General features: G+C 76.1%; 2 protein-coding genes and 2 pseudogenes. All 4 read right to left on the reverse strand.

The window, feature by feature from the left end:
- Window positions 1–12: 12 nt before the first annotated feature.
- Window positions 13–1395: an acyltransferase domain-containing protein gene (locus Vgi01_RS31640; protein ID WP_444543471.1), complete on the reverse strand. Its 1383-nt coding sequence runs from the start codon at window positions 1393–1395 to the stop codon at window positions 13–15.
- Window positions 1384–3027, reverse strand: a pseudogene (locus tag Vgi01_RS31645) (type I polyketide synthase); the annotation flags it as partial. The pseudogene Vgi01_RS31645 and the gene Vgi01_RS31640, both read right to left, overlap by 12 nt.
- Window positions 2988–13865, reverse strand: a pseudogene (locus Vgi01_RS27580) (SDR family NAD(P)-dependent oxidoreductase); the annotation flags it as partial. The pseudogenes Vgi01_RS27580 and Vgi01_RS31645, both read right to left, overlap by 40 nt.
- Before the next feature lie 136 nt (window positions 13866–14001).
- On the reverse strand, window positions 14002–17635 hold a 3634-nt coding region (locus tag Vgi01_RS27585; RefSeq protein ID WP_204293013.1), incomplete at its 5' end, for an SDR family NAD(P)-dependent oxidoreductase.

The raw sequence follows: 17635 nt of genomic DNA on the forward strand, positions 1-17635 counted from the left end.
CGGGCCGCGGGCTCACGTCCGCGCGGCCCGTACGGCCCGCAGGTGCTCCGCCAGCGCGGCAGGGGTGGGGTGTTCGAACAGCGCCAGCGGCGACAGTTCCAGGCCGGTGCCCTCGCAGAGCCGGTTGCGCACCTCCAGCGCGGTGAACGACGACAGCCCGATCTCCACGAAGTTGTCGTCCGGGCCCACCGATTCCGGCGTGTCGTGGCCCAGCACCGCCGCCGCGTGCGTGCGGACCAGGTCGAGCAACCGCTCCTCGTGCGGCGTCGACTCCCGCGGCGGCTCGTCGGCCACCGGCGGCGGGGCGGTGGGCGCCGGGTCGGTCGGCGGGGACACCCAGTAGCGGCGGTGCTCGAAGGGGTACGTGGGCAGCGGCACCGCCGCCGTCCGCTCGTCGTGGAACGCCCGCCAGTCCACCCGAGCGCCGGTGACGTGGCTCGCCGCCAGCGCCCGGACGACGGTCAACGCCTCGGACTCGTCGCGGCGCAGGGTCGCCACGACGGGTGTCCCGGGGGCGTTCTCGCCGGCCAGGGCAGCCAGCACCGCGTCCGGGCCGACCTCCACGAAACGGCGTACGCCCGCCGAGGTGAGCGCGGACACGCCGGCGGCGAAGCGGACCTCCTGGCGCACGTGCCGCACCCAGTGCTCGGCGGTGAACGCCTCGACGACCGTGCCGGTCAGGTTCGACACGACCGGGATGCTCGGCGGGTGGTGGCGTACGCCGGCGGCGACCGCGCGGAACCCGTCCAGCACCCCGTCCAGGTGCGGGCTGTGGAAGGCGTGGCTGACCCGCAGTCGCGACGTCCGGTGCCCGGTGGCCGCCCAGTGGGCCGCGACCTCCTGCACCGCACCGGCGTCGCCGGAGACGACGATCGAGCGGGGGCCGTTCACCGCCGCGACGGACACCTCGTGCTCGCGGCCGGCGAGGCTGGCCTGTACCTCGTCGGCGGCGGCCCGGATCGCGACCATGGCGCCCTCGGCCGGGGCCGCCTGCATGGCCGCACCCCGCGCCGCGACCAGCGCGACGGCGTCGGGCAGGTCGAGGACCCCCGCGACGTGCGCCGCGACCAGTTCGCCGAGCGAGTGACCGAGCAGCAGGTCCGGCCGCAGACCCCAGCCGCCCAGCAAGCGGACCAGGGCCACCTCCAGGGTGAACAACGCGGGCTGGGCGTACTCGGTGCGCAGCAGCAGGTCCTCGTCGGCCAGCACGCGGTCCAGGGGCTGGTCCAGGTGCCGGTCGACCTCGTCGGCGACCTCCCGCCAGGCGTCGCGGAAGGCAGGGAAGACCCGCCGCAGCTCGGTACCCATGCCGACGCGCTGGCTGCCCTGCCCGGAGAAGAGGAAGGCGGTGGGTCCCCGTACCGCCCGTCCCGGTGTCGTCTCCCCGGCGGCCAGCGCGTCGAGACCGCGCAGCAGGCCGTCGTGGTCGGCCGCCACCACGGCCGCCCGCCGGTCGAACGCGGTGCGGGTGGTGGCCAGCGCGACCGCCACGTCCAGCGGGTCGTGCGACGCGACGGCGAACCGTTCCCGCAGGCGCGCGGCCTGCGCGCGCAGCGCGCTGTCGGTCTTGGCGCCGAGCAGCCAGGCGACCGGGCGGGCGGAGGGCGTGGGCGGCGTGGGCGGCGGCTCCGGGTCGCCCTCCTCGATGAGCACGTGGGCGTTGGTGCCGCTGATGCCGAACGACGACACCCCCGCCACCCGGCGGCGTTTCCCGCGCGGCCACGGCTGCTCCTCGGTGAGCAGCCGCACCTTCCCCGCCGCCCAGTCGACGTGCGGAGTGGGCTCGTCGACGTGCAGGGTGCGCGGCAGGCGCTCGTGGCGCAGGGCTTCGATCACCTTGATCACCCCGGCCACACCGGCGGCGGTCTGGGTGTGCCCGATGTTGGACTTCACCGAACCCAGCCACAGCGGCTCGGCGCGGTCCTGACCGTAGGTGGCGAGCAGGGCCGCCGCCTCGATGGGGTCGCCCAACCGGGTGCCGGTGCCGTGCGCCTCCACATGGTCCACGTCGGACGGTCGCAGGCCCGCGTCGGCCAGCGCGGCGCGGATCACCTCCTCCTGCGCGGGGCCGCTCGGCGCGGTCAGCCCGTTGGACGCGCCGTCCTGGTTCACCGCCGAGCCGCGCAGCACCGCGAGCACGCGCCGGTGGTGGTGCCGGGCGTCGGCCAGGCGTTCCAGCACGAGCACCCCGACCCCCTCGGCGAAACCCGTTCCGTCGGCCGCCGCCGCGAACGCCTTGCACCGGGCGTCGGGCGAGAGCCCGCCCTGGGTGACGAACTCGGCCAGCAACGCCGGGGTGGCCATGACCGTGGCCCCGCCGGCCAGCGCGAGATCGCACTCGCCGCGGCGCAGCGCCTGCGCCGCCAGGTGCAGGGCCACCAGCGACGACGAGCAGGCGGTGTCCAGGGTGACCGCCGGGCCGCGCAGCCCCAGCAGATAGGCGATCCGGCCGGACGCCACGCTGGTGGCCGTGCCGGTCATGAGGTGGCCGTTGAGCTCCGGTGGGGTGCCGTACGCGGCGTAGTTCTGCGACACCAGGCCCGCGTACACCCCGGTGGCGCTGCCGCGCAGGGTGGTCGGGTCGATGCCGGCGCGCTCCACCGCCTCCCACGACGACTCCAGCAGCAGCCGGTGCTGCGGGTCCATGGCGGTGGCCTCGTGCGGGCCGATACCGAAGAACGCGGCGTCGAAGCCGGCCGCGTCGGACAGGAACCCGCCCAGCGGGCGGTGCGCGGGCGCGTCGGCGTACACCTCGTGCACCGCCCAACCCCGGTCGGTGGGGACGTCGCCGATGGCGTCGACACCGTCGGCCACGACGCGCCACAGGTCCTCGGGGGAGTGGACGTCGCCGGGCAGCCGGCAGGCGGCCGAGACGATCGCGATCGGTTCGCGTTCCGCCCTCGCCCTGGCGAGTTGGGCCTTGGTCTCCTGCAGCTCACCGGTGACCCACTTCAGGTACTCGACGAGCTTCTCCTCGCGTGTCTCGCTCACCCGGCGTCGACCTCCTGATAGTCGCTGCGAGACCCCCGGCCGAGCTGGGAGTCGATCAAGTCGAAGATCTCCTCGACCGTGGCCGAGTCGAGTTGCTTTCGGGTCTTGCGGGCGGGCGTCGCCGCGCCGGCCGGCCCGTCGGCAGGCGGCACGAGCTGGTCGAGAAGGTGCGCGGCCAACTCCGCAGGCGTGGGGCGGTCGAACACCACGGTGGGTGGCAGCCGCAGCCCGGTGGCGCGGGACACCCGGTTGCGCAGCTCCACCGCCGTCAACGAGTCGAAACCGCTGTCCTTGAACGCCCGGTCCACCACCACGGCGTCGGTGTCGGTGTGGCCCAGGACCGCCGCGACCTGTGTACGGACCAGGTCCACCAGCAGGGCCGTGCGCTCCGTCGGGGACAGCGGCAGCAGCCGCTCGCGCAGCGAGTCCGGCGACGCCGTCCCCGCCGAGCGGGCCACCCGGCGCACCGGCCGCACCAGCGCGCGCAGCACGGCCGGCACCACACCGGATCCGGTGCGGCCCCGGTCCAGGCGCAGCGGCGCCGGCACCAGCACCGGACGGTCGGCCGTCCAGGTGGCGTCGAACAAAGCCAGGCCCTGCTCGTCGGTCATCGGCAGCAGGCCGCCGCGTTCGATGCGGCCCAGGTCCGTGCCGCCCAGGTGGGCGGTCAGGCCGGTGGCCCGCGCCCACATGCCCCAGGCCAGCGACACGGCGGGCAGGCCGGCGCGGCGCCGCGCCGTGGCCAGCGCGTCCAGGAACGCATTGGCCGCCGCGTAGTTGGCCTGCCCCGCACCGCCCAGCAGACCCGACGCCGAGGAGAACAGGAGGAACGCCGACAGGTCCAGGTCCCGGGTCAGCTCGTGCAGGTGCCACGCGGCGTCGACCTTCGGTGCGAGCACCCGGGCGATCTTCTGCGGGGTCAACGACTCCAGGACGCCGTCGTCCAGGACACCGGCGGTGTGCACGACGGCGGTGAGCGGGTGCTCCGGCGGCACCGCCGCCAACACCCCGGCGACCGCCGCCCGGTCGGCCAGGTCGGCCGCCACCACGTCCACCCGTACGTCCAGGGAGGTCAACTCACCGACCAGCTCCGTCGCGCCGGGCGCGGCCGGGCCGGACCGGCTGACCAGCAGCAGGTGACGTACCCCGTGGGCGCGCGCCAGGTGCCGGGCGACGAGGCCGCCGAGGCTGCCCGTGCCGCCGGTGACCAGGACCGTGCCGTTCGGGTCGAGCGGGACCGGGGCGGTCAGGGCGATCTTGCCGATCTGCCGGGCCTGGCTGAAGTAGCGCAGCGCCTCCGGCGCCCGCCGGACGTCCCAGGCGGTGACCGGCAGCGGCGGAAAGACCCCCTGGTCGATCAGCCGGACCACCTCGGCGAACAGCTCGCCCACCCGCGCGGGGGCCAGGTCGAGCAGCTCGAACGCGTGGTAGTCGACGCCGGTGGGCATCTGCTCGGACGACCGCAGGTCCGCCACACCCATCTCCACGAACCGACCGCCCGGACCCAGCAGGCGCAGGGACGCGTCGATGAACTCCCCGGTCAGCGAGTTGAGCACCACGTCGACCGGGCCGAACCGGTCGGCGAAGTCGGTGTTCCGCGACGACGCCAGGTGCGCCTCGTCCAGGTCCAGCGCCGCCCACTTGGCCGGGCTCGCCGTGCCGAACACCTCGGCGCCCAGGTGCCGGGCGAGGTGCCCGGCGGCCAGACCGACCCCGCCGGCGGCGGAGTGGATCAGCACCCGCTCCCCGGGGCGCAGGTCCGCCAGGGTGACCAGCGCGTAGTAGGCGGTGGTGCAGACCGCCGGCGCTGTGGCCGCCTGCGCGAAGGACCATCCGGCGGGCAGGTGGGCGAGCAGCCGCGCGTCCACGACGGCGCGCGGGCCGATGGCGCCCTGGAGGAAGCCGTACACCCGGTCACCGGGGGCGAAGCCGGTGACACCGACGCCGACCTCGACCACCACGCCCGCACCCTCCGCGCCCAGCGGGGCGTCGCGGGGTACGACGCCCAGGGTGGCCAGCACGTCGCGGAAGTTCAGCCCGCAGGCGCGTACCGCGACCCGGACGTGCCCGGCCGGCAGCGGCGCTTCGGTCACCTCCGTCAGGCGCAGCTCGTCCACAGTGGTGCCGGCCGCCTCCAGCCGCCAGGCGCCCGGCGGCGGGACGAGGCCCCGGTTGGCGGCGGCGCGGGCCAGGCGCGGCACGTACCCGCGTCCCTCGCGGACGGCGATCTGCGGCTCGCCGGTCGCCACGGCCGCCGCCACCACGGCTGCCGACTCGGGCCGCCCGTCGGTGTCGACGAGCGTGAACCGGTCCGGGTCCTCCGTCTGCGCGCTGCGCAGCAGGCCCCACAGGGCGGCGTGCGCCAGGTCGGCGGCAGGATCGCCGGGGCGCACGGCCACCGCGTCGCGGGTCACGACGACCGCGCCCCGGTCGTCGGCCAGCCGGCCGGCGAGCTCGGCGATCGTGGACGTCACCAGCCGGCCGGTGGCCGCCACCGGGTCGTGCGCATCCGACGGTGCCACCACCAGCAGGTCCGGTTCGGTCACCGGGGTGTCCGGCAGGGCCAGTGGGGTCCAGTCGAGGACCAGCACGTCGGGGGCGTGCGGCGCGGTGGCCTCCGGGGACGGTGCCGCGCGCAGCACCAGCGACTCGATCTCGGCGACCGGTGCCCCGGTGGAGTCCGCCAGCGCCACCGCCACGGTGTCCTCGCCCAGCGGGCTGAGCCGTACGCGCAGGATGTCGGCGCCGGTGGCGAACACCCGTACGCCGGTGAAGGCGAACGGCAGGCGGACACCCGCGCCGAGGAAGTCCCCGAACGCCAGCGCGTGCAGGGCCGCGTCGAGCAGCGCCGGGTGCAGGCCGTACCCCTCCGGTTCGAGGCCCTCGGGCAGCCGGACCTCGGCGAAGACCTCCTCGCCGCGCCGCCAGGCGGCCCGCAGTCCCTGGAAGGCCGGGCCGTACCCGTAGCCGGACGCGGCCAGCTGCGGGTACAGGCCCTCGACGTCGACGGCCTGCGCCCCGGGTGGCGGCCAGGCGCCCCAACCGGCCGGCGCGGGCGGCTCGGTGGGAAGCAGGACGCCGGAGGCGTTGCGTACCCAGGCGTCGCCGGCGCCGCGCGAGTACACGCGCAGCCCGCCGTCGCGGACCTGGACCTGCACGTCCACGCCCCCGCGCTCGGGCAGCACGCAGGGCGTCTCCAGGGTCAGCTCCGCCACCCCGGCAGCGCCGGCGGCCTCCGCGGCCTGGGCGCACAGCTCGACGAACGCCGCGCCCGGCAGCAACGGCACGCCCGCCACCGTGTGGTCGGCCAGCCACGGGTGGCTGTCGAGCGACAGCCGGCCGGTGAGCAGCACGCCCTCGTCGTCGGCCAGGTCGACGGCCGCGCCGAGCAGTGGGTGCGCGGTGGCAGCCAGCCCGAGCCCGGTGGCGTCGACCGGCCGAGTCGTCGCGTCGAGCCAGTAGCGGTCGCTGGCGAACGCGTACGTGGGCAGGTCCACCAGCCGTGCGTCGGCGCCCACGGCCGGACGCCAGTCCACCGCCACGCCGGTCACGTACGCCTCGGCCAGCGCGGTGAGGAAGCGGCGGCGGTCGCCCTCGTCCCGGCGCAGCGTGCCCAGCGCGACCGCCCCGGTGACCTGCTCGGTGACGGTGGTCAGCACCGGGTGAGGGCTCATCTCCAGAAAGGTGCGGTGCCCCTCGGCGTGCAGCCGGCGGACCGTCTCGTCGTAGCGCACGGTGCTGCGCAGGTTCGTGTACCAGTAGTCGGCCGTGAGCGTGGTGGTGTCCAGCGCCTCGGCGGTGACCGTGGAACAGAACGCGATCTCGGCGGCCCGGGGTTGCACGGTCTCCAACGCGGCCAGCAGTTCCTCACGCAGTGCCTCCACGTGCGCGGAGTGTGAGGCGTAGTCGACCGGCAGGATCTTCACCCGGACCTCCTCGGCGGCACACGTGGCGGCGATGTGGTCCAGCACGCCCGGGTCGCCGGCGATCACCGTGGTGTCCGGACCGTTGGTCGCGGCGACGGCCACCGTGTGGCCCCAGCGCCGGGTGACCTCTCCGACACCGAGTGCGACCGAGGCCATGCCGCCGGTCCCGGCGATCGCCGTGATCGCCCTGGCCCGCAGCGCCACCACGGCGGCGGCGTCGGCCAGGCTGAGCGCGCCGGCCACGTGGGCGGCGGCGATCTCACCCTGGGAGTGGCCGACCACCGCGTCGGGCGTGACGCCGTGGTGCTGCCAGAGCCGGGCCACCGACACCATCACCGCCCAGAGCGCGGGCTGCACGACGTCCACCCGCCGCAGGGCCTCCTCGTCGGCGAGCACGTCGAGCAACGCCCAGTCCACGTGCGGTGCCAGCGCGGCGGCGCAGGCGTCCAGGGACTCGCGGAAGGTGGGCTCGTCGCGGTACAGGTCCAGGGCCATGCCGGTCCACTGCCCGCCCTGCCCGGGGAAGACGAAGACCACCTTGCCCGGCTCGTCGGCGTCGCCCACCGGACCGGTGAACGTCGCGTCGTCCAGCGCCCGTAGGCCCTCGGCCAGCTCGTCGGCGTCGTCCGCGAGCACGACGGCCCGGGTGGCGAGGGAGGTGCGGGCCGCGAGGGTACGGGCCACGTCGGCGGGATGCCGGTCGGCCACGGCGGGGAGCAGACGGGCGGCCTGGCGGCGCAGCGCCGCCGGGTTGGCGGCGGACACCGGCACCGGTACGAGGCGGCCGGCGCGCACCGGCGGCACCTCGAGCGGGTCGCCCTGCTCGACGACGACGTGGGCGTTCGTGCCGCTCATGCCGAACGAGGACACCCCGGCGCGGCGCGGCCGGTTCGACTCCGGCCAGGGCCGCGCCTCGGTGACCAGCCGGACCGCACCCGCCGACCAGTCCACGTGCGGGGTCGGCTCGTCGACGTGCAGGGTCCGGGGCACCAGCCCGTGTCGCATGGCGGCGACCATCTTGATCACGCCGCCGACACCGGCTGCGGCCTGGGTGTGGCCGATGTTCGACTTCAGCGAGCCGAGCAGCAGCGGCTCGTCGCGGCCCTGCCCGTAGGTGGCGATGATCGCCTGCGCCTCGATCGGGTCGCCCAGGGTGGTGCCGGTGCCGTGCGCCTCCACCACGTCGATGTCGGACGGGCGCAGCCCCGCGTCGGCCAGCGCACCCAGGATGACCCGCTGCTGCGACGGCCCGTTGGGTGCGGTGAGCCCGTTGGACGCGCCGTCCTGGTTGATGGCGGTGCCCCGGATGACGGCCAGCACCGGCCGACCATCGCGCCGCGCGTCGGCGAGCCGCTGCACCAGCAGCAGGCCGACGCCCTCGGCGAAGGCGGTGCCGTCGGCGGCGGCGGCGAACGCCTTGCAACGGCTGTCCGGGGACAGGCCCCGCTGGCGCGAGAAGCCGACGAAGATGTCCGGGTTGGACAGCACCGTCGCACCGCCCGCCAGAACCAGGTCGCACTCGCCGCGGCGCAGCGACTGCACGGCCAGGTGCAGCGCCACCAGCGACGAGGAGCACGCGGTGTCCACGGTGACCGCCGGGCCCTCCAGGCCGAGGGTGTAGGCGATGCGGCCGGAGGCGATGCTGCCGGCGCTGCCGATGCCGAGGTATCCCTCCAGGTCGGCGGGGATCGGGTCGGCCCGGGAGCCGTAGTCGGTGTAGACGACCCCCGCGAAGACCCCGGTACGGCTGCCGCGCAGCGTCGTGGGGTCGATCCCGGCCCGCTCGAACACCTCCCAGCCGGTCTGCAGCAGCAGCCGCTGCTGCGGGTCCATGCCGGTGGCCTCGCGGGGGCTGATGCCGAAGAATTCCGGGTCGAACCCGGCGGCGTCGTAGAGGAAGCCGCCCTCACGCGCGTACGTGCGGCCGGTGGCCTCCGGGTCGGGGTCGTACAGGTCCGCCGGCCAGCCCCGGTCGGTCGGGAACGGTCCCACCGCGTCGAGTTCCGACACCACCGCCTGCCACAACGCCTCGGGGTCGGCGATGCCGCCCGGATAGCGGCAGCCCATCGCGATGATGGCGATCGGTTCGTCGCTGGCGACCGCCACCGGGGCAGCGGCCACGGCGGCACGGCCGAGCAGGTCGTCGCGCAGGTGTTCGGCCAGAGCGCCGGGACTGGGGTGGTCGAAGATCAGCGTCGCGGGCAGGGCCCGCCCCAGCGCGGTGTTGAGACGGTTGCGCAGCTCGATGGCGGTGAGCGAGTCGAACCCGAGGTCCTTGAAGGCACGGCGCTCGTCGATGCCGCTGGCGTCGTCGTGGCCCAGCACCCCGGCGACATGGGTACGGATGGTGTCCAGCAGCAGACGGCGCCCCTCGGCGGGGGAGGCGCCGGCCAGCCGGGCCGCCAGGCCGGTGGCACCGCCGGGCAGCGCCGGCACGAGGGCCCGCAGCGCCACGGGCAGCGTGCCCGCCCGCGCCTGCCCCCGCAGCCCCGCCCGGACCAGGGGCGCGGCCACCACGTCGACGTCGTGCGCCAAGACCTGCGCGAACAGTGCGGCCAGGCGGGCGTCGTCGAGGGACACCAGCCCGAGCCGGCGGGTGCCGGCCGACGGACCCCAGGCGACGACCTGGGCGGGCAGCCCGTCGGCGCGACGGCGGGCCGCGAGCGCGCCCAACCCGGTGGTGGCCGCCGCCACGGCGGCCTGCCCGATGCCGCCCAGCACACCCGCCGCCGAGCCGGACAGCACGAACCGGGTCAGCGGCAGGTGCGCGGTCAGCTCGTGCAGGTGCCGGGCCGGCGCCACGATCCGCTCGACCAGGGCCGTGAGGTCCTCGGGGCTCAGCGCGGCCAGCGGCGCGTCGGCCGTGGGCTGCACGGCGTGCACGACCGTGCGCAGGTTCGCGGCGCGGTGGACCGCCTCGGCGAGCACGGCACGGTCGGTGGGATCACCGGTGAGCACCTCGGTGGGTACGCCCACGTCGGCTGGTGCCGTGCCATCCGCGTCCACCACCACCAGCCGGTCCACGCCGTGGCGCGCCAGCGTGCGCAGCACGGCGTCGCGCAGCGCTCCGGCCTCCCCGACGATCAGGGCCGTGCCGTCCAACTCGACGGGGCGGCCCGGCGCGGTGAGCGGCGCGAGCCGGGGCGTACGCAGCTCCGCACCATGGACCGCCACCTGCGGCAGCCCGGCGGCCACGGCGTCGCGCAGCGCGTCGGCGTCGCGCCCGTCCCACTCGACGAGGCCGACCCGCCCGGGCTCCTCCAGTTGCGCGCACCGGACCAGACCCGTCACCGTGCCCGCCCCGCGGGCCACCACCACCTGGCGCGGCCCGTCCGGCTCGGCCAGCCCGCCGCGAAGCACGGCCAGCGCGGCGGGACCGGCGTCGCCGGGCAGCTCGTGCGGCACCGGCTCGGTTGCGGCGGCACCCCGGGGCCGGGCCACGGGGGCCCACTCCAGCGTGAACAGGGGGTCGTGGTGCCCGGCGGCCGACACCACCGGCACCGGACCCAGCACCACCTCGGCGATCTCGACCACCGGCGTACCGGCGGAGTCGGTCAGCGACACGGCCCACGAGTCGCCGTCGCGGCGGCGTACCGACGCGCGGGTCGGCTGGCCGTCCGGCTGCGGCAGCCGTACCCCGCGCCACCGGCTCGGCAGCCGGGCGTCGCCCCGGCCGAGGGCGGGCAGCAGGGCGGCGTCGAGCAGCGCCGGGTGCAGCGTGAAGCGTCCCTCCGGCGGCGACGCGAGGTCGGCGACGTACCCGTCGGCGTCGCCGGACACCGCCGTGGGCGCCGAGGCCAGTTCCACACCGGCCGCGGCGAGCCGCTCCACCGCCTCGTCCGGGGCGAGCGGTGCGCCCGGCACCGGCCGGTGCGGCGGGAGGTCCTGCGCCGTGGCCGGGACGAGCACACCGTGACCGTGCCGGGTCCAGGGCGCCTCGTGGTCGGGCCGGGCGTACACGCCGATCTCCCGGTCGCCGTCGGCGCCGGCCGGCGCCACCACGACCTGCAACCAACCGGCGGTGGCGGACAGCACCAACGGCGTCTCCACGCTGAACTCGCCGACCGCACCCAGACCGGCCAGCTCGCCCGCCCGTAGGGCGAGGTCGAGCAGCGCGGTGCCGGACAGCACGGGTACACCGCCGACCCGCAGCTCGGCGGCGGCCCGGTCCGCTCCGGGCACCAGCCGCCCGGTGAGCACCAGCGTGCCGTCGCCGGCCACGTCGACCGCACCGCCGAGCAGCGGGTGGTCGGTCGGGCCCACCCCCACCCCGGATGCGTCGCCGGTCCGCGCGGGCGCGTCCAGCCAGTAGCGGGACCGCTGGAAGGCGTACGTCGGCAGGGGCACACGGCGCGCCGGGCCGATCGCGGCGGACCAGTCCACCGGTACGCCCACGGCATGCACCGCACCCAGCGACGTGATGAAACGCCGACGGTCGCCCTCGTCGCGGCGCAGCGTGCCGAACGCGCCCTCACCGAGCACCGGCGTCAGTACCGGATGCGGGCTGATCTCGACGAAGATCCGGTGGCCCTGTTCGCGTAGCCGGGTCACCGCCTGGTCGAACCGGACGGTGCTGCGCAGGTTGGTGTACCAGTAGTCGGCGGTCAGGCCCCGGGTGTCGAACTCCGCACCGGTGACGGTGGAGTGGAACGGGACCCGGGCCTCGGTCGGGGTGAGGTCGCGCAGCGCGTCGAGGATCGGCTCCCGCACGGGCTCCACGTGCGCCGAGTGGGAGGCGTAGTCCACCGGCAGGACCCGGGCCCGGACTCCCTCGGCGTCGTACGCGGCGACCACCTCGGCGACGGCCTCTGGTTCACCGGCGACGACCGTCGCGTCGGCGGAGTTCGTCACGGCCACGGTGATCCGGTCGCCCCACCGCTCGGTGATCTGCTGTGCGGGCACAGAAACCGACGCCATGGCACCGCGACCCGCGACGGCGGTGATGGCCCGCGCCCGCAGCGCCACCACGGCCGCGGCCTGCTCCAGCGACAGGGCACCCGCGACACAGGCGGCGGCGATCTCGCCCTGGGAGTGGCCGACGACCGCGTCGGGGGTCACGCCGTGGTGCTGCCACAGCGCCGCCAGTGACACCATCACCGCCCACAGGGCGGGCTGGACGACGTCGACGCGTCCGAGGGCGTCGGCGTCGGCCAGCACGGCCCGCAGCGACCAGTCGACGTGCGGGGCCAGGGCCCGCTCGCAGTCGTCCAGCGCCACGCGGAACACCTCGTCCTCGCGGTACAGGTCCAGGGCCATGCCCGCCCACTGGGCGCCCTGGCCGGGGAAGACGAACACGACCCCGCCGGGGTGCCCGGCCGTGCCGCGCACCGGCGGCTCGTCGCCGTCCGCGACGGCGTCCAGGGCGGTGCGCAGCTCGTCGAGGTCGGCGGCAACGAGGACGGCCCGCTCGGCGAGCGGGGTACGGGTGGTGGCCAGCGAGTGCGCGACGTCGGCCACCGTGAGGTCAGGGTGGGCGTCGAGGTGCGCGCGGAGCCGGGCCGCCTGCGGCCCGAGAGCCGACGCGGTGTGCGCCGACAGCACCACCGGCACCGGCTTGCGCGCGAGCACGTCGTCCGGTGGCGCGTCGGCGACCCCGTCGGGGTCGCCCTCCTCCAGGATCACGTGCGCGTTGGTGCCGCTGATGCCGAAGGAGGACACGGCCGCCCGCCGGGGCCGCTCCCGCGCCGGCCAGTCGCGGGCCTCGGTGAGCAGACGGACGTCACCGACGCTCCAGTCGACGTGCGGGGTGGCCTCGTCGGCGTGCAGGGTGGCGGGCAGGAGCCCGTGCCGCATGGCCTGCACCACCTTGATCACCCCGCCGACGCCGGCCGCCGCCTGGGTGTGCCCGATGTTCGACTTGAGCGAGCCCAGCCAGAGCGGCTCCGTGCGCCCCTGCCCGTACTCGGCCAGCAGCGCCTGGGCCTCGATCGGGTCACCGAGCCGGGTGCCGGTGCCGTGCGCCTCCACCAGGTCGACCTCGGCGGGCTCCAGGCCGGCGCTGGCCAGCGCCGCCCGGATGACCCGCCGCTGCGCCGGGCCGTTGGGCGCGGAGAGCTGGCTGCTGCGGCCGTCCTGGTTGACGGCGCTGCCGCGCAGCAGCGCGAGCACCGGGTGACCGTTGCGGCGGGCGTCGGCGAGCCGTTCGACAAGCACCAGGCCGACGCCCTCGGCCCAGCCCGTGCCGTCGGCCGAGGCCGCGAATGCCTTGCACCGCCCGTCCGGCGACAACCCCCGCTGGCGGCTGAACTCCACGAAGAGCTCCGGCGTGGCGATGACCGTCACGCCGCCGGCCAGCGCCAGGTCGCACTCGCCGCGCCGCAGCGCCTGCGCCGCGAGGTGCAGCGCCACCAGCGACGACGAGCACGCCGTGTCGACGCTCACCGCCGGCCCCTCCAGGCCGAGGGTGTACGCGATCCGGCCGGTGGCCACGCTGCCCGCGCTGCCGGTGCCCACGTACCCCTCGAAGCCCGCCGGGATCGGGCGCAGGCGGGCACCGTAGTCGCCGTACATGACCCCGGCGAACACGCCGGTCCGGCTGCCACGCAGCGAGTCCGGTGCGATCCCGGCCCGCTCCACCGCCTCCCAGGCGGTCTCCAACAGCAGCCGCTGCTGCGGGTCGATGGTCAACGCCTCACGGGGGCTGATCCCGAAGAACTCCGGGTCGAAGTCGGCGGCGTCGTGCAGGAAACCCCCCTGCCGGGTGGTGGACGTGCCCGGGTGCTCCGGGTCCGGGTCGTACAGCTCGTCCAGTGGCCAGCCCCGGTCATCGGGGAACCCGCTGATCGCGTCGGTGCCGGACGCCACCAGCTGCCACAGGTCCTCCGGCGAAGCCACCCCGCCGGGGAAGCGGCAGGCCATCGAGACGATGGCCACCGGCTCCCGGTCGGCCGACTCCACCTCGGTCAGGCGCCGGCGGGTCCGCAGCAGGTCGTCGGTGACCCGCCGGAGGTACTCGCGCAGCTTCTGCTGGTCGGCAATGCTGTCCGTCCCCTTGCTCGGTGTGGTCATCGCCGGTCTCCTCCGGTCGTGGCGGTGGTGGGCCGCGACCGTCGGGTCGTCGCGTGGGCCGTGGTGTCGCAGGTGCTCATCGCTCTCCCAGCTCCGTGTCGATCAGGGCGAACAGGTCCTCGTCGGACACCTCGTCCAACTCGTGCGGTTTCTCGTCGTCGGCCGCCTCCTCGCCCACCAGCTCGTGTCGCAGGTAGTGGGCGAGCGCGGTGGGTGTCGGATGGTCGAACACCACCGTCGACGGGGTGCGGACGCCGGTGTCGGCACCGAGGCGCCCGGCCAGCTCGACGGCGGTGAGGGAGTCGAAGCCGAGGTCCATCAACCCCCGGTCGGGTGCCACGGCTGCGACGGAGGAGTGGCCGAGGACCTCGACGATCGTGCTGCGGACCAGCTCCAGCAGCAGCCGGTGCTGCTCGGCGGCGCCCCGCCCGGCGAGCCGTCGGGGCCAGTCCTGCTGCTGCGTGGTCGCCGTGGTCGCCGGGGCCAGCCCGGCCAGCACCGGTGCGACCCGCGTCGCCAGCTCCGGCTGGAGCGCGGCGGGCACCAACAGTGCCTCCCGGGCACCGAGGCAGGCGTCGAAAAGGGCCAGGCCCCGCTCGACCGGCAGGGGCGCCACACCGGTCCGCGCGATGCGGGCACGCTGCGTCTCGTCCAGCGCGGCACCCATGCCCGGCGCGTCCCACAGGCCCCAGGCCAGGCTCACGGCCGGCAACCCGGCGGCCCGGCGATACGCGGCGAGGGCGTCCAGGCCGGTGTTCGCGGCCGCGTAATTGGCCTGGCCGGCGTTGCCCACCAGCCCGGCGAGGGAGGAGAACAGCACGAACGCCGCCAGGTCCTGCTCGCAGGTCAGCTCATGCAGGTGCCACGCCGCGTCCACCTTCGGGCGCAGCACCTCGGCGAAGCGCTGCGGCGTCAACGTGGCCAGCGGCCCGTCGGACACCACCCCGGCCGCGTGCACCACGGCGGTGAGCGGGTGCGCGGCGGGGACGGTGTCGAGCACCCGGGCCAGCGCCGCCCGGTTTGCCGCGTCGCAGGCCGCGACCCGCACCGTGGCGCCCAGGGCGGTCAGCTCGGCGGCCAGCGGTTGCATCCCGCCGCGCCGGCCGAGCAGCAGGAGCCGCCGTACGCCGTGGTGGGTGACCAGGCGCCGGGCCGTCAGTGAGCCGAGGGCTCCACCCGCACCGGTGACCAGGACCGTCCCGTCCGGATCGAGCCGGGGTGGCTGCGGCGCGGCGGCGGTGCGGGCGAGTCTCGGCACGGTGATCCGCCCGTCGCGCACCACGAGCTGCGGCTCGCCGGTGGCCAGCGCCCCCGGGACCAGGGTCCGCGACCGGGGGTCGCCGTCGCTGTCGAGCAGCACGAACCGGTCGGGATGCTCGGTCTGGGCCGCCCGTACGAGGCCCCACAGCACCCCGTCGGCCGGGTCGGTGACCTGGTCGGTGGCGACCACCAGCCGGGCTTCCGGCGGTCCCTGCGCCAGCCAGCGGCGAAGCAGCTCCGCCACCTCGGTGACCCGGTCGTGCGCCCGTTCGACGATGTCGTCGGTGCTGGTGGACAGGTCGGCGTAGCGGGGCAGCCCGACGTCCCGGCCGACGCTCGGCCACACCGTCCCACCGGTGGCCGGCCGCACCGGGGTGAGTCGGACGGCGTACAGGTCGGGCAGGCCGCGCGCAACGGCCCGGACGGTGAGGTCCGCCGTGGCCACCGGCCGGTCGTCGGTGTCGGTGAGGGTGAGGGCGACACGGTCGGTGCCGGTCCGGCGGATCCGGGCCCGCAGCGTCGTCGCCCCGGTCGCGTGCACCGTCACCGACGACCAGACGTGCGGTACCCGGGTCTGCTCGTCGTCGAGCAGGTCCAGGGCCAGCGGGTGCAGCGCCGCGTCGAGCAGCGCCGGATGCGGCGCGGCGTGCCCGTCGGCGTCGACCGGGCCCACCTCGGCGTAGAGGTCGTCGCCGAGGCGCCACGCGGCGCGCACCCGGCGGCAGCCGGGGCCGTACGCGTAACCCGCGTCGGCCAGTCGCGCGTAGTCCACGTCGAGCGGCTCGGCACCGGCCGGCGGCCACGACCCGAGCGCCTCGGCGGGCTGCTCGACGGTGTCCAGCGTGCCGGATGCGTGCCGGGTCCACCCGCCGCCGGCCGGCCGGGCGTACACCGTCACCTGCCCCTGCTCGTCGACACCGACCCGCAGGTCGGCCGCGCCGCCGTCATCGGGCAGCACCAGCGGCGCGTGCAGCGTCAGCCGCCGCACCGTGGGTCGTCCCGCCGTGGCCGCGGCATGCAGGACCAGGCTCAGCAGTGTGGCGCCGGAGACCACGGTCTGGCCCAGCACCACGTGGTCGGCCAGCCAGTCGGCGTCCTCGGCGGCCACCCGGCCGGTGAACAGCACGGCACCCTCGGGCAGCTCCACCGCCGCGTCGAGCAGCGGATGACCGCTCCCGCCGGTGGTGCGGGGTGCGGTGGGCGTCAGCCAGTACCGGCGGCGTTGGAAGGGGTAGGTGGGTAGCGGCACCCGCCGAGCGCCCAGCTCCCCGAAGAAGGTCGCCCAGTCCACGGTCGCGCCCGTGTCGTGCAGCGCGGCCAGCGCCGTGACGAAGGCGCTCTCCTCGTCGTGGTCGCGCCGCAGCGTGGCGATTCCCGTCGGCCCGGTCACCGGGGTCAGCGCGGCGTCCGGACCCACCTCCAGGACGCGCCGTACGCCCCACTCGGCCAGCGACCGTACGCCGTCGCCGAAGCGGACCGCCTCGCGCAGGTGCCGCACCCAGTACCCGGGGTCGGTGGGGGAACCGGGCAGCAGGGAGATCAGCGGGATGGTGGGCTCGGAGAACCGCAGCGTGGCCGCCACCGCCCGGAACTCCTCCAGCACCGGGTCCATCCGGGCGGAGTGGAAGGCGTGGCTGACCCGTAACGGGGTGACCCGTCGGCCCGCGTCGCGCAGGGCCTGGGTGACCGCTGCGACGGCCTCCGCGTCACCGGACACGACGACCGCGTCGTCGGCGTTGACGGCGGCGATCTCCGCACCGGGCACCAGCAGCGCCAGTACCTCGTCCTCGCCTGCCCGGACGGCGGCCATGGCCCCACCCGGGGCCAGTCCTCCCATCAGTCGTCCCCGCGCGGCGACCAGCGTGGCGGCGTCGGGTAGGTCGAGCACCCCGGCGACGTGCGCGGCGGCCAGCTCGCCGACGGAGTGCCCGAGCAGCACGTGCGGGGTGACTCCGTAGTGGGCCAGCAGCCGGAACAGCGCCACCTCCACGGCGAAGATGGCCGGTTGGGCGTACTCGGTGCGTTCCAGCAGATCGCCGTCGGCGAGCACGTCGAGCAGCGGCGACGGCAGGTGCGGGTCGAGGGCTTCGGCCACGGACGCGAGCGCGTCGGCGAACTGAGGGAACCGGGCGGCCAGTCCCAGCCCCATTCCGGCGCGCTGGCTGCCCTGGCCGGTGAACGCGAACGCCGTGGGCCCGTCCACCGGCTGTACCGGCTGCAGCCGCGCGGTGGAGAACTCCGGGCGGTCCCGGCCGACCACGGACGCCCGCAGGGCGAGCGGGCTGCGGCCCAGCGCCAGCGTCGCGGCGATGTCCACGGGCGCGGCGTCGACCTCCCCGAGCAGCCGCGCGTACGCGGTGAGCGCCTGCCGGCTGGTCCCGGACAGCAGCCACGGCACCACGGCGGTGCCCGGTGCAACGGTGTCGGTCCCGGTCCCGGTGTCGACGGCG

Origin of the sequence: Micromonospora gifhornensis (genome assembly GCF_016863515.1) — a bacterium.
GTDB classification, from domain to species: Bacteria; Actinomycetota; Actinomycetes; order Mycobacteriales; family Micromonosporaceae; genus Micromonospora; species Micromonospora gifhornensis.